Source organism: Nonomuraea candida, from assembly GCF_000725485.1.
Taxonomy (GTDB): Bacteria; Actinomycetota; Actinomycetes; order Streptosporangiales; family Streptosporangiaceae; genus Nonomuraea; species Nonomuraea candida.
In genome coordinates this window covers 48,806-74,729 of record NZ_JOAG01000016.1, presented here as the reverse complement: position 1 = coordinate 74,729, position 25,924 = coordinate 48,806, and the positions used below count along the sequence as shown (strand labels likewise).

The 25,924-nt window shown below is 72.3% G+C and carries 27 protein-coding genes; 8 read left to right on the top strand and 19 right to left on the bottom strand.

Annotated elements, in window-relative coordinates; all coding sequences use genetic code 11:
- Positions 1-123: 123 nt before the first annotated feature.
- The 4 genes from IO39_RS17255 to IO39_RS17240 are packed head-to-tail and all read left to right on the top strand — an operon-like array spanning position 124 to position 4,007.
- Entirely contained in the window at positions 124-996 is an 873-nt protein-coding gene (locus IO39_RS17255; RefSeq protein ID WP_043623774.1) for an SIS domain-containing protein, read from the top strand.
- Positions 993-2,126 (top strand): N-acetylglucosamine-6-phosphate deacetylase, encoded by a 1,134-nt coding sequence (gene nagA / locus IO39_RS17250; RefSeq protein WP_043623604.1) that lies wholly within the window; start codon positions 993-995, stop codon positions 2,124-2,126. The genes IO39_RS17255 and nagA overlap by 4 nt, the downstream gene beginning before the upstream one ends.
- Complete coding sequence (locus tag IO39_RS17245) at positions 2,126-3,172, top strand: 1-phosphofructokinase family hexose kinase (RefSeq protein WP_043623601.1); 1,047 nt, start codon at positions 2,126-2,128, stop codon at positions 3,170-3,172. The genes nagA and IO39_RS17245 overlap by 1 nt, the downstream gene beginning before the upstream one ends.
- A gap of 10 nt (positions 3,173-3,182) precedes the next feature.
- A complete protein-coding gene (locus IO39_RS17240) occupies positions 3,183-4,007 on the top strand; it encodes a class II fructose-bisphosphate aldolase (protein ID WP_043623598.1) in 825 nt (274 codons plus the stop codon).
- On the opposite strand, the gene IO39_RS17235 is transcribed toward IO39_RS17240, so the two are convergent.
- The 5 genes from IO39_RS17235 to guaB all read right to left on the bottom strand — a co-directional run bounded on the left by IO39_RS17235 (position 3,997) and on the right by guaB (position 8,760).
- Complete coding sequence (locus IO39_RS17235) at positions 3,997-4,431, bottom strand: GNAT family N-acetyltransferase (protein WP_043623594.1); 435 nt, start codon at positions 4,429-4,431, stop codon at positions 3,997-3,999. The genes IO39_RS17240 and IO39_RS17235 overlap by 11 nt on opposite strands.
- A gap of 52 nt (positions 4,432-4,483) precedes the next feature.
- Positions 4,484-5,689, bottom strand: a complete 1,206-nt coding sequence (locus IO39_RS17230; RefSeq protein WP_043623591.1) for an RNA polymerase sigma factor — start codon at positions 5,687-5,689, stop codon at positions 4,484-4,486.
- A 48-nt stretch (positions 5,690-5,737) separates the two neighbouring features.
- Positions 5,738-5,992, bottom strand: a complete 255-nt coding sequence (locus IO39_RS17225; RefSeq protein WP_043623587.1) for a hypothetical protein — start codon at positions 5,990-5,992, stop codon at positions 5,738-5,740.
- Positions 5,993-6,152: 160 nt separating this feature from the next.
- Positions 6,153-7,274 carry a GuaB3 family IMP dehydrogenase-related protein gene (locus tag IO39_RS17220; protein WP_211267052.1) on the bottom strand — a complete coding sequence of 374 codons (1,122 nt, stop codon included), beginning with the start codon at positions 7,272-7,274 and terminating at the stop codon, positions 6,153-6,155.
- A gap of 4 nt (positions 7,275-7,278) precedes the next feature.
- Complete coding sequence (guaB, locus tag IO39_RS17215) at positions 7,279-8,760, bottom strand: IMP dehydrogenase (RefSeq protein WP_043623580.1); 1,482 nt, start codon at positions 8,758-8,760, stop codon at positions 7,279-7,281.
- Positions 8,761-9,396: 636 nt separating this feature from the next.
- Here guaB and IO39_RS17210 point away from each other — a divergent pair.
- Complete coding sequence (locus IO39_RS17210) at positions 9,397-10,413, top strand: helix-turn-helix transcriptional regulator (protein WP_043623576.1); 1,017 nt, start codon at positions 9,397-9,399, stop codon at positions 10,411-10,413.
- A gap of 39 nt (positions 10,414-10,452) precedes the next feature.
- A complete protein-coding gene (locus IO39_RS17205; protein WP_043623573.1) occupies positions 10,453-10,830 on the top strand; it encodes a DUF5319 domain-containing protein in 378 nt (125 codons plus the stop codon).
- On the opposite strand, the gene IO39_RS54500 is transcribed toward IO39_RS17205, so the two are convergent.
- The 5 genes from IO39_RS54500 to groES form a co-directional block, all read right to left on the bottom strand.
- Positions 10,791-10,964 carry a hypothetical protein gene (locus tag IO39_RS54500; RefSeq protein WP_157548503.1) on the bottom strand — a complete coding sequence of 58 codons (174 nt, stop codon included), beginning with the start codon at positions 10,962-10,964 and terminating at the stop codon, positions 10,791-10,793. The two genes, IO39_RS17205 and IO39_RS54500, sit on opposite strands and share 40 nt — an antisense overlap.
- A complete protein-coding gene (locus IO39_RS17200; protein WP_090930520.1) occupies positions 10,961-11,596 on the bottom strand; it encodes a sigma-70 family RNA polymerase sigma factor in 636 nt (211 codons plus the stop codon). Before IO39_RS17200 ends, IO39_RS54500 begins: the two co-directional genes overlap by 4 nt.
- Positions 11,597-11,935: 339 nt before the next feature.
- A complete protein-coding gene (locus IO39_RS58905; protein ID WP_157548499.1) occupies positions 11,936-12,535 on the bottom strand; it encodes a DUF7711 family protein in 600 nt (199 codons plus the stop codon).
- A gap of 280 nt (positions 12,536-12,815) precedes the next feature.
- Complete coding sequence (gene groL / locus IO39_RS17190) at positions 12,816-14,435, bottom strand: chaperonin GroEL (RefSeq protein ID WP_043623567.1); 1,620 nt, start codon at positions 14,433-14,435, stop codon at positions 12,816-12,818.
- A 71-nt stretch (positions 14,436-14,506) separates the two neighbouring features.
- Positions 14,507-14,818, bottom strand: a complete 312-nt coding sequence (groES, locus tag IO39_RS17185) for a co-chaperone GroES (RefSeq protein ID WP_043623565.1) — start codon at positions 14,816-14,818, stop codon at positions 14,507-14,509.
- Between the two features lie 304 nt (positions 14,819-15,122).
- Between groES and IO39_RS17180 the strand changes: the two genes are divergently transcribed.
- Together IO39_RS17180 and IO39_RS17175 are read left to right on the top strand one after the other, a co-directional pair.
- Positions 15,123-16,313: a class I SAM-dependent methyltransferase gene (locus IO39_RS17180; protein WP_043623562.1), complete on the top strand. Its 1,191-nt coding sequence runs from the start codon at positions 15,123-15,125 to the stop codon at positions 16,311-16,313.
- 195 nt (positions 16,314-16,508) lie between these two features.
- On the top strand, positions 16,509-18,428 hold the full coding sequence (locus IO39_RS17175) for a hypothetical protein (protein ID WP_043623559.1): 1,920 nt from the start codon (positions 16,509-16,511) through the stop codon (positions 18,426-18,428).
- A 241-nt stretch (positions 18,429-18,669) separates the two neighbouring features.
- Here the strand turns inward: IO39_RS17175 and tsaD are convergent, their stop codons facing one another.
- The 9 genes from tsaD to alr form a co-directional block, all read right to left on the bottom strand.
- Complete coding sequence (gene tsaD / locus IO39_RS17170; RefSeq protein WP_043623558.1) at positions 18,670-19,701, bottom strand: tRNA (adenosine(37)-N6)-threonylcarbamoyltransferase complex transferase subunit TsaD; 1,032 nt, start codon at positions 19,699-19,701, stop codon at positions 18,670-18,672.
- Positions 19,694-20,125: a ribosomal protein S18-alanine N-acetyltransferase gene (gene rimI, locus IO39_RS17165; RefSeq protein WP_052423022.1), complete on the bottom strand. Its 432-nt coding sequence runs from the start codon at positions 20,123-20,125 to the stop codon at positions 19,694-19,696. Before rimI ends, tsaD begins: the two co-directional genes overlap by 8 nt.
- A gap of 11 nt (positions 20,126-20,136) precedes the next feature.
- Positions 20,137-20,784, bottom strand: coding sequence for a tRNA (adenosine(37)-N6)-threonylcarbamoyltransferase complex dimerization subunit type 1 TsaB (gene tsaB, locus IO39_RS17160; protein WP_043623552.1), 648 nt, complete (start codon positions 20,782-20,784; stop codon positions 20,137-20,139).
- 78 nt (positions 20,785-20,862) lie between these two features.
- Positions 20,863-21,792 (bottom strand): aminoglycoside phosphotransferase family protein, encoded by a 930-nt coding sequence (locus tag IO39_RS17155; RefSeq protein ID WP_043623549.1) that lies wholly within the window; start codon positions 21,790-21,792, stop codon positions 20,863-20,865.
- A 6-nt stretch (positions 21,793-21,798) separates the two neighbouring features.
- The gene (locus IO39_RS17150) at positions 21,799-22,344 is read right to left on the bottom strand and encodes a class F sortase (protein ID WP_043623546.1); all 546 of its coding nucleotides are present in this window, start codon (positions 22,342-22,344) and stop codon (positions 21,799-21,801) included.
- Between the two features lie 4 nt (positions 22,345-22,348).
- Positions 22,349-23,002, bottom strand: a complete 654-nt coding sequence (locus IO39_RS17145; RefSeq protein ID WP_157548496.1) for a hypothetical protein — start codon at positions 23,000-23,002, stop codon at positions 22,349-22,351.
- A 210-nt stretch (positions 23,003-23,212) separates the two neighbouring features.
- Positions 23,213-23,671, bottom strand: a complete 459-nt coding sequence (gene tsaE, locus IO39_RS17140; RefSeq protein WP_052423012.1) for a tRNA (adenosine(37)-N6)-threonylcarbamoyltransferase complex ATPase subunit type 1 TsaE — start codon at positions 23,669-23,671, stop codon at positions 23,213-23,215.
- On the bottom strand, positions 23,671-24,744 hold the full coding sequence (locus IO39_RS17135) for an alpha/beta fold hydrolase (RefSeq protein WP_052423011.1): 1,074 nt from the start codon (positions 24,742-24,744) through the stop codon (positions 23,671-23,673). The genes tsaE and IO39_RS17135 overlap by 1 nt, the downstream gene beginning before the upstream one ends.
- A 19-nt stretch (positions 24,745-24,763) precedes the next feature.
- Positions 24,764-25,924 (bottom strand): alanine racemase, encoded by a 1,161-nt coding sequence (gene alr / locus IO39_RS17130; protein WP_043623536.1) that lies wholly within the window; start codon positions 25,922-25,924, stop codon positions 24,764-24,766.

Here is a 25,924-nt window from a genome sequence, read left to right as displayed (position 1 = left end):
CCCTAGGGGATGGGGGAACAGGAGCAAGCGTGGCACAACCTGGGGCACCAGAGCCACCGATGTTCAAAGCTGCCGTGTTCTGCTATAAAAAAGTCAGAAACAATCAAACATGGGAGGCATGTGGTGACCACCCACACCGAGGCCGAGATCGCGTCCCAGCCGTCCTGCTGGCGGCGCGCCGTCGCGAGCGTCCCCGTCGACGCGCTGCCGCGCGAGGGCGAGCGGGTCGCCGTCGTCGGCTGCGGCACGTCGTGGTTCATCGCGATGGCGTACGCGACGCTGCGCGAGCGGGCCGGGCACGGCGAGACCGACGCGTTCGCCGCCTCCGAGTTCCCCGAGGGCCGCCGCTACGACCGCGTGCTGGCGCTGTCGCGCTCGGGCACCACGACCGAGGTGCTCGACCTGCTCGGCAGGGTCTCCACCCGGACCACGGCCATCACCGCCGACCCCGACACGCCGATCATGTCGGCCGCCGACGAGGTCGTCGTGCTCGACTACGCCGACGAGCGCTCGGTCGTGCAGACCCGGTTCGCCACCACGCAGCTCGCGCTGCTGCGCGCCGCCCTGGGCGAGGACCTCACGCAGGCGATCGACGACGCCGAGCGCGCCGTGTCCGAGCCGCTGCCCGACACGCTGGTGACGGCCGAGCAGTTCAGCTTCCTCGGCGCCGGCTGGTCGGTCGGCCTGGCCCTGGAGGCGGCGCTGAAGATGCGCGAGGCGTCCCGGTCGTGGACGGAGGCGTACCCGGCGATGGAATACCGGCACGGCCCGATCAGCATCGCCGCGCCCGGGCGGGTGACGTGGATGCTCGGCGCCGCCCCCGAGGGGTTGCGCGCGCAGGTCGAGCAGACCGGCGGCACCTTCCTGGAGAGCACGCTCGACCCGATGGCCGAGCTGATCAGGGCCCAGCGGGTCGCCGTGGCGCGGGCCTTCGCCCGAGGGCTGAACCCCGACGAGCCCATGCACCTCACGCGATCTGTGATCCTTTCTTCATGAGCCTTACTCTTGCCGACGCCAGGATCGTGACGCCCGAAGGTGTGCACGAAGGGTGGCTGACCATCGAAGACGGCCGCATCACGCACGTCGGCCACGGATCTGCCCCCGGTCCCGGCCTCGGCCTGGGCGGCCGGCACGTCGTGCCGGGCTTCGTCGACCTGCACAACCACGGCGGCGCGGGCGGCTCCTTCCCCACCGGCGACCTCGACCAGGCGCGTGCGGCGGTGGCGCTGCACCGCCGCCACGGCACCACGACCACCATGGCCAGCCTGGTCACCGACTCGGTCGAGGGCCTGGCCAGGGCGGCGTCGGCGCTGGCCGAGCTGTGCGAGGAGGGGCTGCTGGCCGGCATCCACTTCGAGGGCCCCTACATCTCGGGGGCCCGCTGCGGCGCGCACGACCCGGCGCTGCTGCGCGAGCCCTCGCCCGAGGAGTTCGCGGGGCTGGTGAAGGCCGGGCGCGGCCACGTGCGCATGCTGACCATCGCGCCCGAGCTGCCCGGCGCGCTCGACACGATCAGGGCGGCCGTCGCGGAGGGCGTGATCGCCGCCATCGGGCACAGCGACGCCGACTACGAGCGCACGATCGAGGGCATCGAGGCGGGCGCGAGCGTGGCCACCCACCTCTACAACGCGATGCCGCAGCTCGGGCACCGCGCGCCGGGGCCCATCGCGGCGCTGCTCGACGACGAGCGGGTGACGGTCGAGCTGATCAACGACGGGGTGCACGTGCACGCGGCGATGTTGCGGCTGGCCTACGAGGTGGCCGGGCCCGGCCGGACCGCGCTGGTCACCGACGCCATGTCGGCCACCGGACTCGGTGACGGCGACTACGTGCTGGGCCCCATGGCGGTCCGGGTGCGCGAAGGCGTGGCCCGGCTGGCCGAGGGCGGCTCGATCGCGGGCTCCACGCTCACCATGGACGTCGCCTTCCGGCGCGGCGTGCGGGAGATGGGCCTGTCACTGCCCGACGCGGTCCAGGTGGCCTCGCTCACGCCCGCGCGGGTGCTGGGCCTGGCCGACCGCATCGGCTCGATCGCCGTCGGCAAGGCCGCCGACCTGGTGGTGCTCTCCGACGACCTGGAGGTGGACGGCGTGCTGAAGGACGGCGTCTGGACCACGGAGCCCTGATGATCCTCACGGTGACGCTCAACCTCGCCCTCGACGTGACCTACGAGGTGCCCGGCGTCGACTGGGACGGAGTCAACCGGGTCGGCTCGGTGCACCGGCGCGCGGGCGGCAAGGGCGTCAACGTGGCCAGGGTGCTGGCCGCGCTCGGCCGCGACGTGCTGGTCACGGGCCTGGCCGGCGGGCCGACCGGCCGCGCCGTCGAGGCCGACCTGCGGGCGGCCGGCCTGCCCGCCGCCCTGCACCCCATCGCCGCCGACTCCCGCACCACCCTGGCCATCTGCGACCTCCCTCCCCCCTCCGGCGGGCGGACGGGCGACGCTGGGCTGCCGGGCGGCGGCCCGCCCGACTACGACGACGGCGCGGCGGACGGCGCCGGTTCGCCGGGCGGCGGCCCGCCCGACGAGGGCAGCGCGCCGGGCGGCGGCGGGGCGCGGCGGACGGCGTTGTTCAACGAGCCCGGCCCCGAGGTGACGCCCGCCGAGCTGGCCGGCTTCGTCCGGCACTACGAGCGGCTCCTGGCCGGCGCCGGCGCGGTCGTGCTGTCGGGCAGCCTGCCCCGGGGCGTCCCCGCCGACGCCTACGCCACCCTGGCCGCCCTCGCGGCCGACCACGGCGTGCCCGCCATCGTGGACGCCGACGGCGACCCCCTGCGCCACGCGCCCGAGGGCCGCCCCGCCATCCTCAAGCCCAACGCGGAAGAGCTGGCCAGGGCCGTCCCCGGCGGCACCCCGGAAGAGGGCGCCCAGGCGCTGCGCGACCGGGGCGCGGCGGCCGTGGTGGTGTCCATGGGCGCCGCCGGGCTGCTGGCCGTCACCGGGGAGGGCACCTTCTCCGCGCGCATGCCGTACACCGTGCGCGGCAACCCCACGGGAGCGGGTGACTCGCTGGTCGCCGGGCTCGCGCTGGGCCTGGTCGAGTCGGAGCCGTGGCCCGACCGGCTCAGGCGGGCCGCGGCGCTCGGCGCGGCGGCCGTGGCCATGCCCGTGGCCGGGGAGTTCGACCCCGGCGTCTACTCCGCCATCCACCCCCAGATCGTCATCACGTAAGGAGCCCGCCATGCCCCTCGCCGCCATCGGCGACATCGTCAGCCAGTCACCCGCCGGGGTGGGCGCGTTCAACGTGATCCAGCTGGAGCACGCCACCGCCATCGTGGCCGGCGCGGAGGCCCTCGGCCTGCCGGTCGTGCTGCAGATCAGCGAGAACTGCGTGCGTTACCACGGCGCGCTGGAGCCGATCGCGCTGGCCGCGCTCGCGGTGGCGCGCCGGTCGGAGGTGCCGGTCGCGGTCCACCTCGACCACGCCACCGACCGCGCGCTGGTCGAGGAGGCGGTGACGCTGGGCCTCGGCTCGGTGATGTACGACGCCAGCGCCCTGCCCGACGAGGACAACGTCGCCGCCACGGCCGAGGTGACGGCCTGGTGCCACGAGCGCGGCGTGTGGGTGGAGGCCGAGCTGGGCGAGGTCGGGGGCAAGGACGGCGTGCACGCGCCGGGCGCCCGTACCAAGCCGCACGAGGCGGTGGACTACGTGACCCGCACCGGCGTGGACGCGCTGGCCGTGGCCGTGGGCACCTCGCACGCCATGACCAGCAAGGACGCGGTCCTCGACCTGGAGCTCATCGCCGAGCTGCGCGCGGCGGTGCCCGTGCCGCTGGTGCTGCACGGCTCCTCGGGGGTGCCGGACGACGTGCTGCGCGAGGCCGTGCGCCGCGGCATGAAGAAGATCAACATCGCGACCCACCTGAACAAGGCGTTCACCGGCGCCGTGCGCGACTACCTGGCCCACGACGAGCGGGTCGTCGACTCCCGCAAATACCTCAAGGCCGGCCGCGACGCGGTCTCCCGCGAGGTCAGCCACCTGCTCGGCGTCCTCACGGGGTGAGCCGCTTGCGCATCAGCACGGCCGAGCGGCCCTCGATGCCCCGGCGGCCGGTCTCGACGTAGCCGAGAGACGCGTACAGGGCGATGTTGGCGGCCATCTTGACGTTGGTGTAGAGGCACACGGCGGGCAGCCCCAGCCGGCGCGCCTCCTGCTCGGCGTAGGCCAGCAGGGCCCGCCCGATGCCCCGGCCGTGCAACTCGGGGCGGACGGCGACGTTGTCCACCAGCAGCGCGCCGTCCTCGGGGACGAGCACGATGAGCCCCTCCAGCCCGTCGGTGACGTGCACCCGGCCGGCGGCGATGAGCGCCGCGTAGTCGGCTTCGAGCGGCAGCGGCCGCATGCCGACGATCTCGATCCACGGCGTGTAGGCGTCGTGGACGAGCCGCTCGACGGCGTCCCTGTCGCTTGCCTCCGCGATTCTCACGCGCCCAATGTAGCGAGCAGGTGTTCGGCCCGTCCCCCGGCGCCCTCCGATCTCAGGGGACGCTCCGCTGCGCGGACCGGCGCAGGAACTCCCGCTCCGCCGCGTTGCCCGCCCGCTCGATCGCCGCCGCGTACGCCCGCGCCGCCTCCTCCTCCCGCCCCAGCCGCCGCAGCAGCCCGGCGCGTATGGCGTGGAACAGGTAGTAGCCCCCGGCCCCGGTCTCGTCCACCAGCCGCAGCGCCGGCTCCGGCCCCTCGACCTCGGCCACGGCCACCGCCCGGTTCAGCGCCACCACGGGCGTCGGCGTGAGGGTCAGCAGCAGGTCGTACAGGCGCAGGATCTGCTCCCAGTCGGTCTCCTCCGCGCGCGCCGCGTCGCCGTGCACCGCGTTGATCGCCGCCTGCACCTGGTACGGCCCCGGCTCGTCCCGCCGCAGGCACCACCGCACCAGCTCCTGCCCCTCCGCCAGCAGCGCCCGGTCCCACCTCCCGCGGTCCTGCTCCGCCAGCGGCACCAGCTCGCCGTCCGGCCCGGTGCGCGCCGCCCGCCGCGCCTCGATGAGCAGCATGAGCGCCAGCAGGCCCACGGCCTCGGGCTCGTCCGGCAGCAACGTGGTCAGCAGCCGCCCGAGCCTGATGGCCTCCGCGCACAGCTCCTCGCGTACGAGCCGTTCGCCGGAGCTGGCGGTGTACCCCTCGTTGAAGATCAGGTAGATCACGGCCAGCACCGAGCCCAGCCGCCCGGGCAGCTCGTCCTCCCCCGGCACCCGGTACGGCACCCGCGCCGCGCGGATCTTGCCCTTCGCCCTGACCAGCCGCTGCGCCATGGTGGGCTCGGGCACCAGGAACGCGCGCGCGATCTCGGCGGTCGTCAGCCCGCCCAGCAACCTCAGCGTCAGGGCCACCCGGGCGGGCATGGCCAGCGCGGGATGGCAGCAGGTGAAGATCAGCCGCAACCGCTCGTCGGGCACGGCCCCCTCCGCCACCGGCTCGGCGGGGGCGTGCAGCAGCGCGGCCTGGGCGTGTTTGCCGTGCCGCGCGGCCTCCCTGCGCAGGCGGTCGACGGCCCGGTTGCGCGCGGTGGTGATGATCCAGCCGGCCGGGCTGGGCGGCGGGCCGGCCTGCGGCCACTGGCGCACCGCCACGGCGAACGCCTCCTGCACCGCCTCCTCGGCCAGGTCGATGTCACCGAAGACGCGGACGAGCACGGCCACGGCCCTGCCGTATTCCGCGCGGAACACCTGCTCGACATCCGGCATAACGCCCCACCGTAGCCGCGCGGTACGACACTCGGCGCCTGTGGTGTGCTACTCGATGCTCCTGGCCTGCTTGGCCATGGCCTCCACCGCGTTCTTGGCCACGAGCAGGGACGACCCGGTGGCCTCGCGGTAGATCTTGATGGCCTTGACCAGCTTGCCCCTGCCCAGCTCGCGGTAGAAGTCGGGCGGCAGCGACGGCCCCTCGGCGAGCGAGTCGATGAACCTGGGGTCGATGCCGAGGTGGCGGTTGAGGTAGGCGACCTGCTTCTCCAGCCGGGCGACCCGGTCTTCGAGCGATTCCATGCCGAAACCCTACGTCGGCCGCCGCCCCGCCAGCGGAGGCGCCGCCCCGCCAGCGGAGGCGCCGCCCCACGGGCGGAGGCGCCGCCCCACGGGCGGAGGCGCCGCCCCGCGGGCGGAGGCGGCGGCCCGGCACGGAGGCGGCGGCCCCTGGGCGGGCGGCTCAGCGCTGGATGGGCGCGACCACGACCTCGACCCGCTGGAACTCCTTGATGTCGGAGTAGCCGGTGGACGCCATGGTGCGCTTCAGCGCCCCCATGAGGTTCATCGACCCGTCGGCCACGCTCGACGGCCCGTGCAGGATCTGCTCCAGAGTCCCCACGGTGCCGAACTCCACCCGGCGCCCGCGCGGCAGGTCGGGGTGGTGCGCCTCGGAGCCCCAGTGGAACCCGTGACCCGGCGCCTCGGCGGCGCGGGCCAGCGGCGAGCCCACCATCACGGCGTCGGCGCCGCAGGCGATGGCCTTGGCGATGTCGCCGGAGGTGCCCATGCCGCCGTCGGCGATGACGTGCACGTAGCGCCCGCCGGACTCGTCGAGGTAGTCGCGGCGCGCGGCGGCCACGTCGGAGATGGCGGTGGCCATCGGCACGGCCACGCCCAGCACGTTGCGGGTGGTGTGGGAGGCGCCGCCGCCGAAGCCCACCAGCACGCCCGCCGCGCCGGTGCGCATCAGGTGCAGGGCGGCGGTGTAGGTGGCGCAGCCGCCCACGATGACCGGCACGTCGAGCTCGTAGATGAACTGCTTGAGGTTGAGCGGCTCGGCCCGCCCCGACACGTGCTCGGCGGAGACCGTGGTGCCGCGGATGACGAAGATGTCGACGCCCGCGTCGATCACGGTCTTGTGGTACTGGACCGTGCGCTGCGGCGACAGCCGCACGGCGGTGGTCACCCCGGAGGCGCGGATCTCCTCGATCCGGCGGCCGATCAGCTCTTCCTTGATCGGCGCGGCGTAGATCTCCTGCAGCCGCCTGGTGGCCGCCTCCTGGTCGAGGGCGGCGCACTCTTCGAGCAGCGGCAGCGGGTCCTCGTAGCGCGTCCACAGCCCTTCGAGGTCGAGCGGGGCCAGGCCGCCGAGCCGGCCGATCTCGATGGCGGTGGCCGGCGAGACCACGCTGTCCATGGGAGCGACGACCACGGGCAGCTCGAACCGGTAGGCGTCGATCTGCCAGGCGATCGAGACCTCCTCCGGGTCACGCGTGCGCCGCGACGGCACGAGGCCGATCTCGTCCAGCGAGTACGCCCGCCGCCCGGCCTTGCCCCGGCCGATCTCCACCTGCTGAGTCATGAACTTACCTTCTGTGATAGTTCGGAGCTTCCACGGTCATCTGGATGTCGTGGGGATGGCTCTCCTTGAGGCCCGCCGCCGTGATCGGCATCAGCTCGCAGTCGGTGTGCATCTGCTCGATCGTGCGGCAGCCGGCGTACCACATGCCCTGGCGCAGCCCGCCGACGAGCTGGTGGGCGACGGCCGCGACCGGGCCGCGGTAGGGCACCTGGCCCTCGATGCCCTCGGGGATGTACTTGTCCTCGCCGCCGACGTCGGCCTGCGCGTAGCGGTCCTTGCTGAAGGAGGTGCCGCCGCGCTCGCGGTTGCGCACCGCGCCGAGCGAGCCCATGCCGCGGTACGACTTGAACTGCTTGCCGTTGATGAAGATCAGCTCACCGGGCGACTCCTCGCACCCGGCCAGCAGCGAGCCCAGCATGACCGTGTCGGCCCCGGCGGCGATCGCCTTGACGATGTCGCCGGAGTATTGCAGGCCGCCGTCGCCGATCACCGGCACCCCGGCGGGCGCGCACGCCTTGGAGGCCTCGTAGATGGCCGTGACCTGCGGCGCGCCGACCCCGGCCACGACGCGGGTGGTGCAGATGGAGCCGGGGCCCACGCCCACCTTGACGGCGTCGGCGCCCGCGTCGACCAGCATCTGGGCGCCGGCCCTGGTCGCGATGTTGCCGCCGATGACCTGGACCTTGCTGTTGGCCTTGATCTTGGCGATCATGTCGGCCAGCCCCTTGGAGTGGCCGTGGGCCACGTCCACCACCACGACGTCGACCCCGGCCTCGATGAGGGCCTTGGCGCGCAGCTCGGCGTCGCCGCCGACGCCGATGGCCGCTCCGACGATCAGCCGCCCGTCGGCGTCCTTCGTGGCCAGCGGGTACTGCTCGCTCTTGGTGAAGTCTTTGACCGTGATCAGGCCGCGCAGCCTGCCGTCGGCGTCGACCAGCGGCAGCTTCTCGATCTTGTTCTGCCTGAGCAGGGCGAACGCGTCGTCACGCGAGACCCCGACCGGGGCGGTGACGAGCGGCATCTTGGTCATGACCTCGCGCACGGGCCGCGTCTGGTCGGTCTCGAAGCGCATGTCGCGGTTGGTGACGATGCCGACGAGAGTGCCGGACACGTCGGTCACGGGCACCCCGGAGATACGGTAGGTGGCGCACAGGCGCTCGACGTCGGCCAGCGTGTCGTCGGGGCTGCACGTCACCGGGTTGGTGACCATGCCGGCCTCGGACCGCTTGACCAGGTCGGCCTGCTGGGCCTGCTCCTCGACCGACAGGTTGCGGTGCAGGATGCCGATGCCGCCCTGGCGCGCCATGGCGACGGCCATGCGGGCCTCGGTGACGGTGTCCATGGCCGCGGAGATCAGCGGGATGGACAGCGTGATGCCCCGGGACAGGCGCGATCGGGTGTCGGCCTCCCCTGGCTGGAGATCTGAATAGCCCGGCACCAACAGCACGTCATCGAAGGTCAAACCCATCTCGGTGAACTTGGACATGCCGCGGCCCCCTCCTGCCTCGCACTGATTCCACCAAGTCTAGGGCCTGCCTCCAAACCGCACGGAGGGCGGGCGCGCACAAGCCGTGACGAGCGTCAGGAGCGAACAGGGCCAGGACCCCGGATACCGGGACGAAACCCTGGAGCACAGCTCCCGGACGGACGCCCGGGCCCCAGGAGATTCCGGAAACGGAAGGCCGGTCCCAGAAACGGAAGGCCGGGACAGGGAAAAGGCCGGGACAGGGAAGCGGGTCCCATCGCGGAAGGCCCGGGACAAAGATGCCGGGAGCACGCGTGAACCCCCACGGTCCGACGTGCTCCCGGCATCGCCAAAGTGCCGGGGGATGGGACGGTCGGTGATCCGTCCCATCCCCCGGCCACCGGCATCCGGGCGGTGGCCGCGCAACGCAACCACCGAACCCCCCTCCGCGTCCTGATGGCCGGCGCGACCGCGCCCTTGGCTGGATGCCGACGCTGGGTAAAGCCTGCGTCACTCAGCGGCACACCGCAATGTGCAAACGTGCAATTGCACGAAGTTGCACGGTGGTTGGAACGAGTCGGCGCAACATCCGGACAGCGGCGCAATGCGGGGTTATCCTCACCGCACGCCCGTGTCCCCCCGACGGAGCCGCCCAGAATGCGCAACGAGCCCCGAATCGCGTCCGACCCGTTGGAGACGCTGGGTCTCGACCCGGCCCAGACCGAGCTCTACTCGGCGGTGCTGCGCCTGCACAGGGCGACCCGTTCGGATCTGGCGCAGGCGATGGACGATCCGGTCGAAAAAGTCGGCCGCCAGTTGGACGATCTCGTCAAACTGGGCGTCATTGACGAACAATCCGGTCAATATCTCGCCCGGCATCCCGCCGCGGCGCTCGGCCGGCTGATCGCCGAACGCCTCGACCGGCTGGCGGAGGAGAGCCGCAGAATCGACTCGGCGCTCGGCTCCATCCGCGGGCTGATCCGCGACTATGACGCCGGCCGTGACTATCGCAATGGCGCTTTCCCGGTGGAGATGGCGAGCGGGGCCGACATCCTGTACGAGAGCGTGATCGGCATCGCCGTACAGTGTCAAACACCACCGATGTCATTACTCACCGCACTTCCCGACGAACGCACAATGGTGGATTTTGCCCGGAAATTTGCGGATCCATGGATTGATGCGCAAGAACGAAACCTGCTTACCGTTCAGGCGATCATCCCGGTCTCCACCCTCCTGCTCCCCGGCGTCCGTGACCAGCTCACCCGCCTCGTCGAGGCCGGCGGCAGGGTGCGCACGCTGGACCGGGTGCCGAGCTGGTTCATGACCATGGGCCCCGAGGTGGCCGGCCTGCCCGCGCACTGGGGCGGCAACCTGCCCGACCACGCCTACCACTTCTACCTCGTGCGCACCTCCGTGGTGGTCGGCGTGCTGACCTCGCTCTTCGACGAGTTGTGGGCGCGCGCCCTGCCCCTGCCCTGGAGCCGCAGGGGCGACGGCGTGATCCAGGTCATGCGCCTGGCCGCGCAGGGCATGTGCGACGAGTCCATCGCCCGCCAGCTCGGCCTTTCGGTCCGTACGGTACGCGCCAGGTTCGCCGACGCCATGACCGAGTTGGGCGCTCAATCCCGCTTCCACGCTGGGGTCGAGGCCGCCAGACGTGGATGGCTGAGGTAATCCCCACCGCGCGGGCCGCTTCGGTCATATGGTGGGAAGGTGCTGGAAGACGTCCCCCGCGATCCGTTCGCGGACGACCCCAACGACCCCTCCGCCGCGATGGGCGCGCTCGACGACGCCGAGCCGCTCACGGCGGCCGAGCGCGACGAGGCCATCACCGACCTCGCCGATGTCGAGGTCTTCCGCTCCCTGCTCGAACCGCAGGGGGTGCTGGGGCTCGTGCTCGACTGCCCGGAATGCGGCGAGCAGCACTTCTTCGACTGGGAGCTGCTGCGCGGCAACCTGAAACAGATGATCGAGAAAGGCCAGCCGCAGGTGCACGAGCCGGCCTTTCACCCGGACCCGGCAGACTATGTCAGCTGGGATTACGCCCGAGGCTACGTCGACGGCGTCATCGACACGGAAGAGCGCCGCTGAGACCTCTGCGGGCGCCGCTGATCGACGTCGTCGAGCAGCGCGGCCAGCAGGCGCACGGCCGGATCAGCCGGGTCGGGCACCTGTCCGCGACCGAGCGCGTCGAGCAGCGCCTCGGTCTCCTCCTCCGGCGTCAAGCCGACTCCAGCTCCGCCATCTGCCGCAACCTGGCCAGCGCCCGATGCTGGGCGACGCGGACCGCACCTGGTGACATGCCGAGTACATTACCGGTCTCCTCGGCCGACAACCCTGACACCACTCGCAACAGCAGCAACTCGCGCTGGTTGTCGGGCAGCCTGGCCAGCAGCCGCCTGGCGTGCTCGACCTCGATGTAGCGGACCACCGTCTCCTCGGGCCCCGGGCCGTCGTCGGGCCCGTCGGGCAGGTCCTGGGTCGGCACGGCCGAGCGCACCGAGCTGCGCAGCGCGTCGGCCACCTTGTGCGAGGCGATCCCGAACACGAAGGACGCGAACGGCCGCCCCATGTCGCGGTATCGCGGCAGCGCGGACAACACCGCGATGCACACCTCCTGGGCCACGTCATCGGCAATGTGATATTGCCCTGAAACCCTGCCCAGCCGGGCGCGGCAATACCGCACCACCATCGGACGCAACTCACCGAGCAGAGATTCGATCGCACTGCGATCTCCCTGCACGGCGAGGCTCGTCAGTTCCCTAAGGTCGGAGTCATCCGTCCGTGCCGGAAGTCTCGACGCGAGCCTTACCCCAATTTTGGCGTCGGCGACGCTTCCCTCGCTCACGATAGGCATGATGCCCGCACTGATCCGGCCTGTCGTCATAGCGAACGGCTACGGATTGGTCACATTGAAGCGGCGATAACGAGGAGTAATCGACCGACCACACTAAGCCTTAATAGTGACATAATGTTTCAGCTGATAACCCGGAATGCACGACATTTGTCAGACCTCAGACGCTTATCGCGTACCTCCGGTTTACTCCAATAATCCACCCTTTTCCCCCACTTCCCCCCAAACCCGGCTGTTCCTCCCAGCCTCCCGAAAGCCTTCCCATGGACCGAAACCCCCCGCGGCCCTCGGCTCACGAGCCCCGCCGGTCCCTTTTCCCGGGCAAAGGTCGGAGGTGTCGGCTCATTCGTCCCGCGCGTCGAGCAGATCCAGATATCCCTGGACGGCCTCCCACAGGTGGTGCTCCGGATACCGGCCCAGCCCCCGGTGCTCCCGCCGCCACCGCCGGTCCCAGTACTGCCCGTGCACGGCCCGCAGGTGCGCCAGGGCGCGCTCCAGGTCCTCCTCCGTCCGCGCGGCCCGCTCCCGCTCCCCGATGCCGGTCACGGCACCGCCCAGCGCCTCGAACCGCCGCTCGCGCAGCGCCTCGAGCACCCCCTCCTCGATCCCGTCCAGCGACCAGAACCGTACGGGCTCCCGGATGCGATGGTTGGCCACCGGGTCCAGGTGCGAGCGCCACCAGTACGCGATGCCGCCCTTGTCCAGCCGCAGGAAGTCCACCAGCCACGCCGTGCCGGGCGGCTGGGTCTCCCAGGTGACCTCCTGCGGGGGCAGGTTGAGCTGGAGGACGACCTCGATCGCCTCGATCGGATCGGCCCCGGCCGTCAGGTCGCCGAAGACGTACGCGCCGCGCAGGAACGGCTCGTCCATCGGCACCCGCCGGGTCTGCTCGCACGCCTCGGCCAGCATCCGCAGCCGCTCCACCGCCCGTACGTACCGCACGCCCGTCACCTCTCCGGCCCCGGCCCGCGCTCCAGCCCGGAACGCCCCACGCACCCCACCGTAACGTCGCCCGCCGTCAGGCCGTCGCCCGCCCACCCCCGGCCTCCGGCCCCGCCGTGGAAGGCCGCCCACCCTGGCCGCCCCATCCTGGCCGCCCCATCCTGGCCGCCCGCCATGAACGGCCGCCAGGAACGGCCGTCCGCCCGCGCCCCGGCCGTGAAAAGCCGTACGGCCCGCACCCCCGACGGGGCACGGGCCGTACGGACGGCGGAAGGATCGGTCAGTGGCCGTGGCCGTGACCGTGACCCTGGCCGGCGGCCGGGGCCTCCTCCTCGGGCTTGTCCACCACGAGCGCCTCGGTGGTGAGCAGCATGCCCGCGATCGACGCCGCGTTCTGGACGGCCGAGCGGGTGACCTTCACCGGGTCGATGACGCCCTGGTCGAGCAGGTTGACGTATTCGCCGGTGGCGGCGTTGAGGCCGTGGCCCGCCTCCAGCTCGGCGACCTTGTGCGTCACCACGTAGCCCTCGAGGCCGGCGTTCTCGGCGATCCAGCGGGCCGGCTCCACCAGCGCGCGGCGCACGATGCCGACACCGGTGGCCTCGTCGCCGGTCAGGCCGAGGTCGTCGAGCTCCTTGGAGATGTGGATCAGCGCGGAGCCACCGCCGGAGACGATGCCCTCCTCGATCGCGGCGCGCGTCGCGGAGATCGCGTCCTCGAGGCGGTGCTTCTTCTCCTTCAGCTCCACCTCGGTGGCGGCGCCGACGCGCAGCACGCACACACCGCCGGCGAGCTTGGCCAGGCGCTCCTGCAGCTTCTCGCGGTCCCAGTCGGAGTCGGACTGCTCGATGGCAATCTTGATCTCCTTGACGCGGTCCTCGATGGCCTGCGGGTCGCCGGCGCCGTCGACGATGGTCGTGGCGTCCTTGGTGACGACGACGCGGCGGGCCGTGCCGAGCACCTCGAGACCGACGTGCTCCAGCTTGAGGCCGACCTCCTCGCTGACGACCTGGCCGCCGGTGAGGATGGCCATGTCCTGCAGCATCGCCTTGCGGCGGTCGCCGAAGCCCGGGGCCTTGACGGCCACGGAGGTGAAGGTGCCGCGGATCTTGTTGGTGACCAGGACGGCCAGGGCCTCGCCCTCGACGTCCTCGGCGACCACGAGCAGCGGCTTCTTCGTCTGGGCGATCTTCTCCAGCAGCGGCAGGAAGTCCGCGATGGAGGAGATCTTGCCCTGGGTGAGCAGGATGTAGGCGTCCTCCAGGACGGACTCCATCCGCTCGGGGTCGGTCACCATGTAGGCCGACAGGTAGCCCTTGTCGAACTGCATGCCCTCGGTGAACTCGAGCTCCATGCCCATGGCGTTGGACTCTTCGACGGTGAGGACACCGTCCTTGCCCACCTTGTCGAACGCCTCGGCGATCAGGCCGCCGATCTGCGCGTCCTGCGCGGAGATCGTCGCGACGTTGGCGATCTCCTTCTTGTCGCCGACCTCACGGGCGCTGGCCAGCAGCTTGTCGCTGACGGCCTTGGCGGCCTTGTCGATGCCGCGCTTGAGCGACAGCGGCGAGGCGCCGGCCGCCACGTTGCGCAGGCCCTCGCGGACCATGGCCTGGGCCAGGACGGTCGCGGTGGTGGTGCCGTCGCCCGCGATGTCGTTGGTCTTGGTGGCGACTTCCTTGGCGAGCTGGGCGCCGAGGTTCTCGTAGCGCTCCTCCAGCTCGATCTCACGAGCGATGGTCACACCGTCGTTCGTGATCGTCGGCGCACCGAACTTCTTGTCGATGACCACGTTGCGGCCACGCGGGCCGAGGGTTACCTTCACGGCGTCCGCGAGGGCGTTCACGCCGCGCTCGAGCGCGCGGCGGGCGTCCTCGTCGAACTCCAGGATCTTCGCCATGCTGAAAGTCCTCTCCTAGCGTCGAAAGCCCCGGCCGCCCTCAAGAGCGCCCGGGGCTCGACACATCCGGCTTACTTCTCGATGATCGCGAGAACGTCGCGGGCGGAGAGCACGAGGTACTCCTCGCCGCCGTACTTGACCTCGGTGCCGCCGTACTTGCTGTAGAGGACGATGTCGCCCTCGGAGACGTCGAGCGGAATCCGCTTGTCGCCGTCCTCGTCCCAGTTGCCGGGGCCCACCGCGAGGACCTTGCCCTCCTGCGGCTTCTCCTTGGCGGTGTCCGGGATGACCAGGCCGGAAGCGGTGGTCTGCTCGGCCTCAAGCGGCTGGACCACGATGCGGTCGCCGAGCGGCTTAACGGGAACCTTGGTGGCGGTCGTCACGATCGGACCTCCCCTTCAGATTTGAATGATCAGAAGAGGCGACCAGCGGGGCCTGCCGTCGCGGGTGTCAGACCTGCCTCGTCGCACGTTGGCACTCTCAAGGGGAGAGTGCCAACAGGAAACATATGCAAGAGGGGCTTGACAGTCAACACGAACGCCTCCGCTGAGAGCGATCAGACACGTAAAACCGCGGCGGCGGTCCCGCGAGTCTGCCACGTGCGCGCACTTCCGGCCCGGCTTCCGGCCCGGCGGCGGGCCGCCCGGCCGTCCCCCCGTCCCGGGCGTGGCGCTAACGTCAGGTGACGTGGACCTCGACGCCTTCACCGAGTTGCTGACCCCGCGCGGCAGGCGCGCGCTCGCCGAGGCCGGGGAGCTGACGGGCGCCGACCCGGTCGCCGCCGCCACCGCGCTGCGCCGGACGTACGACGCGGCGCTCACCTCGGCGGCGCTCACCCAGGCCGGGCTCAGGGAGCGGGCCAGGGCCAAGTTCGGCGCGGACGCCGCCCTGATGTACTTCACGCCGCACGGCCTGGAGCAGTCCACCCGCGCCGAGGTCGCCGCCCACCGCGCCCGCCGCCTCCTCGCCCTCCACCACCCCCCGTCACCCACCGGCTCGGGGCCGCGGGTGGTGGACGCGTGTTGCGGGGTCGGCGGGGACCTCGTCGCGCTGGCCCGCGCCGGCTGCGTCGTGACCGCCGTGGACACTGACCCGCTGACCGTGGCCGTGGCCCGGGCCAACGCCGAGGCGCTCGGCCTCTCCGGCCGCGTGACGGTGACCGTGGGGGACGCGGCGGGGGTCGCGCCGGAGGAGTACGACGTGCTGTTCGCCGACCCGGCCAGGCGCACGGGCAGGGGCAGGACGTTCGACCCCATGGCCTACTCGCCGCCCTGGCCCGTGGTGCTCGGCCTGCTCTCCCGCGCCCGGCTGGCCTGCCTCAAGGTCGCCCCCGGCATCCCGTACGCGTTCATCCCCGAGGGCGCGGAGGCCGAGTGGATCTCGTACAAGGGGGAGGTCAAGGAGGCGACCCTCTGGACGGGCGGGGGCGGCGGCAGGCGGGCCACCCTGCTGCCCGGCGGCCACAGCCTGACCGCCACCGGCGTGCGGGCCCCGACCGGCCCTCCCGGCCGCTACGTCTACGAGCCCGACGGCGCCGCGATCCGCGCGCACCTCGTCGGCGAGGTGGCCGAGTTGGTCGGCGGCCGGCTGCCCGACCCGCAGATCGCCTACATCGCGGCCGACGAGCCGGTGGACACCCCCTGGGCCACCCGATACGAAGTAGAGGACATTCTTCCGTTTTCTCTGAAAAAGCTGCGTGCCGCCCTCCGCGAGCGACAAATCGGCAATGTCACCATCAAAAAGCGCGGCTCCGCCCTCGACATCGAACGCCTGCGCGCCGACCTGCGGCTCAAAGGCCCCGCTTCCGCGGTCATCATCCTGACCAGAATCGCCGACAAACCCTCGGTTCTCATCTGCAAACCGCTCTCACCTGCCTGAACCACCGAATCCGGCCATCGGCGCGTTAACCGCGATCTTTCAATTCAGCCCTGACGGACCTTGATCGAAAGGCTAAGGTGGGCGGGCGGGAGTTCTCCTCCTTATTGCGGTTAACCGCGTTCTTCGCCTTGCACCTATAAACCGGACCTATCCCACCGCTGCGCGGCAGACCGTCGGCGAGCGAAGGAGCTTTCGGTGGACCATTCCAACCACACCGCCGTTCTTCAGGCAGGCGCCCACGACGCCGTGCCCAAGAGGATGCGAGACCTGCTCGCGCGTGCCGCCCAGGACCACGTCTACGAGCAACGCACCCAGGGCGCGGTGCTCGACGAGATCCGCCAGCGGCTCGAAGGGATGGAATGGCTGCTGCGCGAGGTGCGCGAGCGCGAGCTGGGCGGGCTCAGCGGCACGCTGGAGTCGGTCAGCGGCCGGCTGGAGGAGATCTCCGCCAGGCCGCCGATGTGGGCCGAGGGGCTGGCCCAGCACGTGGAGGCCGTGCGCGACCACGTCGACGCCGTCGGCGAGCGCGTCGGCCACGTGGACGCCCGGGTGGCCCCGGTGGCGGAGCTGCCCAGCCTGTGGGCCGACCTGGGCACCGTGGGCGAGAACGTCGACGAGGCGCTCACCCGGCTGCAGTCGGTGCTCGACACCACCGACGGGCTCACCAGGGGCATGACCGACTTCGCGGCGATGCTGGCCGGGCTCAACTCCAGCATGGAGGCCGCGGCCAGCCGGTTCACCCGGCTCGACAAGTCGATGGCGGAGCTGGTGGGCCGTACCGACCGGGTCGAGCTGGTCATCAGCGACCTGTCCGAGAGCGTCAACGACCGGATCGCCGGCACCGCCGAGCAGCTGTCCGAGAAGGTCGACGCGGCCGAGCGGCACGTCACCGCGCGCCTCGACGAGACCGACGGGCGCCTGTCCGCCAAGCTCGACGCGGCCGACCGGCGCCTGTCCGCCAAGCTCGACGAGACCGACGAACGGCTCACGTCCCGGCTCGACGAGACCGGGCAGCGGCTGGGCGCCCGCCTCGACGAGACCGACCAGCGGCTCGGCGCCCGGCTGGCCGAGACCGACCAGCGGCTGGCCACGGCGCTCCTGGAGGCCGACGAGCGGCTCGTCGTCCGGCTCAAGGAGGCCGACGAGCAGCTCGGCGCGCGGATGTCCGAGGTCGAGCAGCGCCTGACCACCCGGCTCGACGAGACCGACCGGCACCTGGCCGTGCAGCTCGGCGAGAGCGAGCAGCGCCTGACGGCCCGGCTCAGCGGCGTCGACGCCCGGCTCGACCGGGCCGAGGGCAAGCTCACGGCCCTCGACTCCCGGCTCACCGGGTTCGACAGCCGGCTGGAGTCCGCCGACGAGTGCCTGGCCGACATCGACACCCGGCTCGACGGGCTCGACGGCAGGATGAGCGGGGTGGACAAGCGGCTGGTGTCCATGGACGGGCAGCTCGGCGCGGTCGACAAGCGGCTGGGCACCCTCGACGGCCACCTGGGGCGCCACGACGACCGGTTCGACGCGCTCGACGTACGCGTCGACGCCCGCTTCGCCTCCCTCGACGAGCGCATGGCCGCCGCCGACCAGCACGCCGGCGAGATCGCCACCCGCAACGAGGGCCGCTTCAACAAGCTCGACAACCAGATCGACGCCATCGACGAGCGGCTGGTCGAGGCCGAGGAGCACCTGAGCGGCCGCTTCGACGCCATCGACGGCCACTTCGGCGGCCTCGACACCCGCTTCAACGGCTTCGACACCCACCTCAACGGGCTGGCCGCGCGCGCCGAGCAGGCGAGCGCGCACCTGGAGTCCGTGGACGAGCGCATCGAGACGGTCACCGAGAGCGTGAGCCGGCTGCCCGCCGACCTGGCCATCCAGGAGCGGGTCGGCGAGGTGCTCCAGGCGCACGCCGGCGAGCAGGCCGACCGCCTGACCGCCGCCACCGAGGCGCTCACCGAGCTGGTCAGGGCCCGGCCCGACGGCGACGAGCTGGCCGGCACGGTGACCGGCATCGTCCAGCCGGCCGCGGCCGACCTGAACAAGCGGCTCGACGCGCTGGAGGAGACCATGCTGGCCCTGGCCGAGGCCCTCCTGCGCCCGACCCGGCCCAAGGACTGACGCGCCGCGGGCCAGAGCGACCCGGGCCAGGGGCTGACCCCTCGGTCCGCGCCTGTGGTGGCGCGACGTGATCGCGGTGGTGCTGGCCGGATATGTGTTCACCAACACCTTCCACGCCGTCAACCACCTGCTGGACCGGCACCTGGGCGGCCGGGACAGCGACTGGTGGCAGCTCGCGCTGTTCTCGGCGCTGGCGACGGTGGCCCTGGTGATGCGCCTGCGGGCGCTCTCCCACAGGCGCTCACACGTGCACGGTCGTGATCGGCAGCGAGGAGTCGGCGGGGATCTCCAGCGTGGACGGCGTGACGCCGGCCGCGACCAGGTCGGAGCCGAGGGCGGCGACCATGGCGCCGTTGTCGGTGCACAGGCCCGGCCGGGGCACCCGCAGCCGCACGCCGGCCGCGTCGCAGCGCTCCTGGGCCAGCGCGCGCAGCCGGGAGTTGGCCGCCACGCCGCCGCCGATCAGCAGGTCGTGCACGTCGTATTTCCGGCACGCCTGCAGCGCCTTGCGGGTCAGCACGTCCACCACGGCCTCCTGGAAGGAGGCGGCCACGTCGGGCACGTGGATGGACTGCCCCGACGCCTCGCGCGCCTCGACCCAGCGCGCGACGGCCGTCTTGAGCCCGGAGAAGGAGAAGTCGAGCGTGCCGTCGTCGAGCTTGCCGCGCGGGAACGCGATGGCCGTGCCCGAGCCCTCGCGGGCGGCCCTGTCGATGTGCGGCCCGCCGGGGAACGGCAGGCCGAGCACGCGGGCGACCTTGTCGAACGCCTCACCCGCGGCGTCGTCCACGGTCGAGCCCAGCGAGATCACGTCTTCGGCCACGTCGGGCACGAGCAGCAGCGAGGAGTGGCCGCCGGAGACGAGCATGGCGATGCACGGCTTGGGCAGCGGCCCGTGTTCGAGCTGGTCGACCGCGACGTGGGCGGCCAGGTGGTTGACGCCGTAGAGCGGCACGCCGAGGCCGAGCGCGTAGGACTTGGCCGCGGCCACGCCGACCAGCAGCGCCCCCGCCAGCCCCGGGCCCGCCGTGACGGCGATGGCGTCGATGTCGGCGAAGCGGAGCCCGGCCTCGGCCAGCGCGGCCTCCACGGTGGGCGTCATGGCCTCCAGGTGGGCCCGCGAGGCGACCTCGGGCACCACGCCGCCGAACCTGGCGTGCTCGTCCATGCTGGAGGCGATCGTGTTGGCCAGCAGCGTGTGGCCCCTGACGATGCCGATGCCGGTCTCGTCGCAGGACGTCTCGATGCCCAGGACCAGAGGTTCGTCAGCCATCCAGCTTCCTTCTCATCATGATCGCGTCGGTGCCGTCGTCGTAGTAGCGGCGGCGGGTGCCGATCTCCTCGAACCCGAAATGCCGGTAGACCGCCTGCGCGCGGGGGTTGTCGGCGCGTACTTCCAGGAAGATCTCCCGCGCGCCCCTGCGGCGCGCCTCGGCCAGCAGCTCGGTCAGCATCGCGCTGCCGATGCCGGTGCCCTGGTGCCTGTCGAGCACCGCGATGGTCTGCACGTCGGCCTGGTCGGCGGCGGCGGCCAGGCCCGCGTAGGCCACGATCTCGTCGTCGACCAGGGCCACCACGTAGTGGCGCGAGCGGGGCATCTCGGCCAGCTCGCCGCGCATCATGCCCTCGCTCCACGCGTCGAGCGGGAACGTGGCCCGCTCGATCGCCATGACCGCCGGCAGGTCGGCCAGGGTCATCGGGCGCAGCTTCACGCCGTCACCTTCTTGGGCGCGCCCGGCACGACCGCGTCGGGCCTGCGCAGGTAGATCGGCCGCGGCGGGTCGAGCGGGACGCCCGCGGCCAGCCGCTCGGCGGCCAGGGAGGCCAGCGCGCCCGCGTAGGGGTAGGGGGGCGCGTCGCCGCCGTCGCCGAGGAGGTCGGGGTAGAGCCCGGCGCCGGCGCCCACGACCGGCAGCCCCTCGACCGGGACGTCGGCCGGCCGGTCGACGAACGGGCCGTCGAGGCGGGTGCGCAGGTCGGCGTAGCGCGCCCAGAACACCTCCTTGCGCCGCGCGTCGGTGGCCACCAGGAAGGGCTCGGTGCGGCCGCTGCCGTAGGCGACGGCGTCGAGCGTGCAGATGCCGTAGGAGGGGACGCCCAGCGTCGTGGCGAGCCCCTGGGCCGTCATCAGGCCGACGCGCAGCCCGGTGTAGGGGCCGGGACCGCTGCCCGCCACGATGGCCGTCACCTCGCGCAGCGGCGCGCCCGCCTGCTCCAGCACGCGCTCGATGGTGGGGACGAGCAGCTCGCCGTGGCGCCGGGCGTCGATCGTCGTCGACTCGGCGAGCACGCGCTGCCCGTCGTGGAGCGCGGCGGTGACGGCGGGCGTCGCGGTATCAAAGGCCAGGACCAGCACGACTGTTTAGCCTACCCGCCGCACGACTCGCACCCGCCCGCTTCACGCACACCGCCCCGCCCCGCCCGGGCGAGGCCGTCAGGACCAGCCCGTGCGGTGTTTCAGCCAGTCGAGGGCCACCACGCCCTGGGCCCGCTGGAACGCCCGGAGCGTGGGCATGCCCGGCGGGCCGGGCATGCGCCCCTGCCGCACGAGGTAGCCGGTGATCGCCGCCAGCACCTTGGTGACCTCGGGGCCGGGCAGGTCGACCAGCTCGTACGCCGCCGGCCCGCCCTGCATCCCGACCGAGGGCAGCATGGCCAGCAGGTCGAACCAGGGCGCGCCCCGGCAGGCCCACGGCCAGTCCACGACATAGACGCGCTCGCCGGTGAGCAGGATGTTGTCGGCCCGCAGGTCGCCGTGGACGAGGCTGTCGCCCGCCGCGGCCTCGACCCAGCCGTCCTCCAGCTCGGCCAACTCGTGGAGGTGGCGCAGCGCCCACGGGTCGAGCCCCGTGGTGTCCTCGCCCAGCAGGTCGCGCCACCCCTGGAGCTTGCCCCCGAACACCTCCGCGATGGCCGGGGCGTCGATCGGCGCCGGGGTCAGCGCCGCCGACATCTCCCGCACCGCCGTCAGCACCCGGTCGAGCTGGTCGCGCCGCCAGGGCAGATCGGGATGCCGGCCCTCGACGTCCTCGAAGACGAGCGTCACCCAGCCTGCCAGCTCGAACCCGGTCAGCAGCCTGGGTGCGGGCACGGACGCGGGCAGGGCGGCGGCGATCCGCAGCTCGGCGCGGTAGATGCCGGCGGTGAGAGGGTTGGGCCCGGGGCCGACGGCCTTGACGAAGGCGCGCCCGCCGCCGGCCGTGCGCAGCCGCACGGCGGCGGCCGGGGAGAAGCCGCCCGGCTGGGTGACGGCCTCGGTCACGGGGGCGCCGAGGAAGTCCTCGACCGCGGCGCGCACCCGCGGGTGCACCTCGTCCCAGGGGACTCGGGAGCCGGACGCGGGCAGGTGGTCCACGCTGGTCATCTCACCTCAGACCTGGGACGCGTACACGATGACGTTGTCAAGGTACTCGCCCGTGGCGTAGTCGAACCTGCCGCCGCAGGTCACCAGCTTCAGCCCGTCCTCGATGTAGACGCGTTCGGCCGGGAAGCGGTCCTTGTGCACCTGCTCGATCGCGTCCACCTCGAACTCCACGACCTTGCCGTCGCTGCGCTCCACCTTGACGGTCTCGCCCTTGCGTAACTCCTTGAGCTTGTAGAACACGGCGGGCGCGGTCTTGGTGTCGACGTGGCCGATGATCACCGAGGCGCCCTTCTCGCCGGGCACGGCGCTGCCGGTGTACCAGCCGGCCACCTTCGGCTTCTCGTACGGCGGCAGCTCGACCTCGCCGTTCTTCTCCAGGCCGAGCTTCATCAGCGAGGCTTCGACGTCGATCGAGGGGATGTCGATGCTCTTGGGCACCACTCCGGCGGCCGCGGGAGTGGTCGTGGTGGTGGTCTGCATGCCCTTGCCGAAGGCGACCAGCAGCAGGCCGGTCACGGCGCCGGCGAGCACCACCCGTCCGGGGCGGGCCATGGCGTTATGCCCGGTTGCGCCGCTTCACGGCGAAGCCGATGCCCGCGGCCAGCGCCAGCCCGACCACCACGCCGGCCGGGCCGAACGGGATCGAGGAGTCCTCGGCGGCGTCCTGGGCGTAGGTGCCTCCGCCGCCGGCCCTCGGCGCCCCGGTCGGAACGGTCCTGGTGGGCTCGGGCTCCGGGTCGGGCTCGGGCGAGACGACCCTGAGCGTGGCCCGGCCCATGTCGTTGGTGCCGTCGCACTTGACGTCGACCCGGTAGTTGCCGCGCCGGATCGTTCCCGAGACCTGCGCCTCGCCGCGCACCCAGGGCGAGCCGGCGGCGGACGTGGCGTTGCCGGTGGGGCTGGCCGAGGCGGCGGGGACCGGGTTGAGCGTGACGCCGTTGACGAACGCCCGGGACGTGGCGGTGCCGGTGTGGGCGGGGCCGCCGGTCGGGACCGGGCAGTTGGCCAGGATCCACACGGTGGAGGTCTCGCCGGCGTTGACGCGGTCGGGGTTGAGCTGGACGGAGATGGTCTGCCTGGTGGTGGTCGTGCGCGGGGTGGCGGTCGGGCTGCCGGTCGGGCCGGCGGTCGGGGTGCCGGAGACCGACGTGGTGGGGGTGGGTGTCGGATCAGCCTCCGCTGTTGCTGTGCAGCCGGTCACACCGACCATGACGATGGCTCCCGCGTACGCGACTCGCCTGACCCTGAGCACCGGCCGCACCCCACTCCGCCGTCTTGCAACCCAGCATCCACCAGAAATATGGATGTCGCCCCTCCTGATACCCAGAAATTCTGGGCGAATCCCAGACCAACGATCATGTTTTATATCTCTGGCCTGGTATGTCCAGGGTGCCAGCCGTACCGGGGTTTTACCGAGGTTTCACTCTTGTAGCGAATCAGACGGCGTGTCGGCCCACCTGGAGCCCACGCCGCGCAGCGTCACGACGCGGGCCTCGTCGCCGGCCTCGCGGTCGATGTGGATCTCCAGCCGGTCGTCGGCCAGCCCTTCGACGAGCCCCTCGCCCCACTCGACGACGGTGACCGACTCGTCCAGCGAGGCGTCGAGGTCGAGGTCGTCGACCTCCAGGTCGCCGCCCAGGCGGTAGGCGTCGACGTGCACCAGCGGCGGGCCCTGCCGCAGCGACGGGTGCACCCTGGCGATCACGAACGTGGGCGAGGTGATCGGGCCGCGGACTTTGAGCCCTTCGGCGATGCCCTGCACGAGCGTGGTCTTGCCCGCGCCGAGCGGGCCCGACAGGACCACCAGGTCTCCGGGGCGCAGGTGGGCGGCCAGGCGGGCGCCGTAGACCCGCATGTCCTCGGGTGTGGGCAGGCGCACTAGAGATCCACCCTCTTCAGCAGGTCGCGCAGCGCGTCGTTGACGATTCCCGGACGTTCGAGCTGGATGAGGTGCGAGGTGTCGGGCACCTCGGTGAGCTGGGCCTTGGGCAGCGCGGCGGCGATGGCCTTGCTGTGGTCGGGCGGGGTCAGCCAGTCGCGGTCGCCGACCAGGATCGCGGTGGGGACCGGGTCGAGCACGTGGAGCGCGGAGAGCTTGTCGTGGTTCATCAGGGCCGGGTAGAAGTTGGCGACCACCTCGGTCGGCGTCGCCCTGATCATCGACTCGGCGAAGTCGACCACGGTGGGGCTGATGTTCCTGGAGTCGCCGAAGCCGATGAGGCGGGTGATCAGGAACGCGATGTCGCTGCCCGCGTGGCGGGTCCGGTCGATCAGCGAGCCGCGCTTGCCCAGCAGGGAGACCGTGCCGGGGGCCACCTTGTGCACCACCTTGGACAGCGCGGCCGGCAGGCCCAGCGTGAGCTCGGCCAGCTTGCCCGCCGAGGTGGCGATGAGCGCCACCGCGCGGATCTTCTCGCCGAACAGCTCGGGGTGCCGGTCGGCCAGCGCCATGATCGTCATGCCGCCCATGGAGTGGCCGACGAGCACGCACGGGCCCGGCACGAACGTCTCCAGCACCTCGGCCAGGTCTTCACCCAGCCGGTCGATGGAGGAGTCGTCGGCCCCGACGCGCTGGGAGCGGCCGTGGGAGCGCTGGTCCCACAGCACCATGCGGTAGTTCTCGCGCAGGTCCTTGCGCTGGTAGTGCCACGACTCCAGGCTGAGGCAGTAGCCGTGGCAGAACACCACGGTCAGCGGCGCCTCGTCCTCCTGGCCGCCGGGCTCCTCGGGGCCGTCGATCTCCACGTGCAGCGCGTAGCCGTCGGAGGTGACGAGCGTGCGCTCCCTGCCCCGCAGCTCGCCGAAGGGCTCGCTCGCCTCGGTGTCGGGGCGCAGCCTGATCCGGCCGACCGCGTAGCGCTTGGCCAGTGCCGCCGCCGCGACACCGGCGGAAGCCGCACCGACGAGCGCGCCGGCGATCCCTGCCCTGCGCCGTGCTGGCGTCGTCGTCATGTCCCCGATCCTTCTCCGCTCATGGCCGCCGCGAAGTGCCCGTCGTCACGTTCAGGTGGACCCGTGGCACCCGCGAGCCGATCCTCGTCACGATCTCATGCGTGATCGTGCCGAGGGTATCCGCCCATTCCTGCGCGGTCGGCTCGCCCCCGTCGCCCGGCCCGAACAGCACGACCTCGTCGCCCGCCGCGATGGGGTCGTCGCCCATGTCGATCATGAACTGGTCCATGCACACCCGGCCGGCGATCACCCTGCGGCGGCCGCCCGCCAGGACCTCGGCCCGGCCGGTCGCGTGCCGGAGTATGCCGTCGGCGTAGCCGAGGGGGACGAGGCCGAGCGTGGTCTCCCCGCCGGTGGTGTAGAGGTGCCCGTAGGAGACGCCGGAGCCCCCGGTGACACGCTTGGCCAGGCCGATCCTGGCCACCAGCGTCATGGCCGGCCGCAGGCCGAAGTCGCCCAGCTCGGGGATGGGGCTCAGGCCGTACATCGCGATGCCGGGCCTGACCAGGTCGTAGCGGGCGGCGGGGAGCGTCATGGCGGCGGCGGAGTTGGCGATGTGCCTGATCACGTGGGAGCCGGCCGCGCCGGCCTGCTCGGCCAGCTTCAGCGCCTCGGCGTACGCCTCCAGCTGCCGCTCGATCGACGGATGCCCCGGGAGGTCGGCGCAGGCGAAGTGGGACCAGAGCCCGACGATCTCGACGACCCCCTCGGCGCGCAGCTTCAGCGCCCTGGCCAGCAGCTCCGGCCAGGCGGCCAGCGGCGCGCCGCCCCTGCTCATGCCGGTGTCGGCCTCCAGGTGCAGCCGCGCGACGCGGCCCGTGCGGCGGGCGGCGGCGGCGATCTCGTCGAGCAGCCGCGCGTCGGCGGCCGACAGCTCGACGTCGGCGGCCAGCGCCTCGTCGAGCGGCTCCGCCGGGGTGATCAGCCAGGCCAGGATCGGCGCGGTCACGCCGCCGGCCCGCAGCTCCAGCGCCTCGCGGACGAACGCCGTGCCGAGCCGGCTCGCCCCGCCCTCCAGCACCGCCTCGGACGTGCGCACCAGCCCGTGCCCGTAGGCGTCGGCCTTGACCGCGCCCATCAGCTCCGCGCCGCCGGCCCGCTCCTTGAGCAGGGCCACGTTGTGCCTGATGGCGGCCTGATCGACGCGGGCCTCCGCGGGCGTCGCCACTGAGGAGTACAT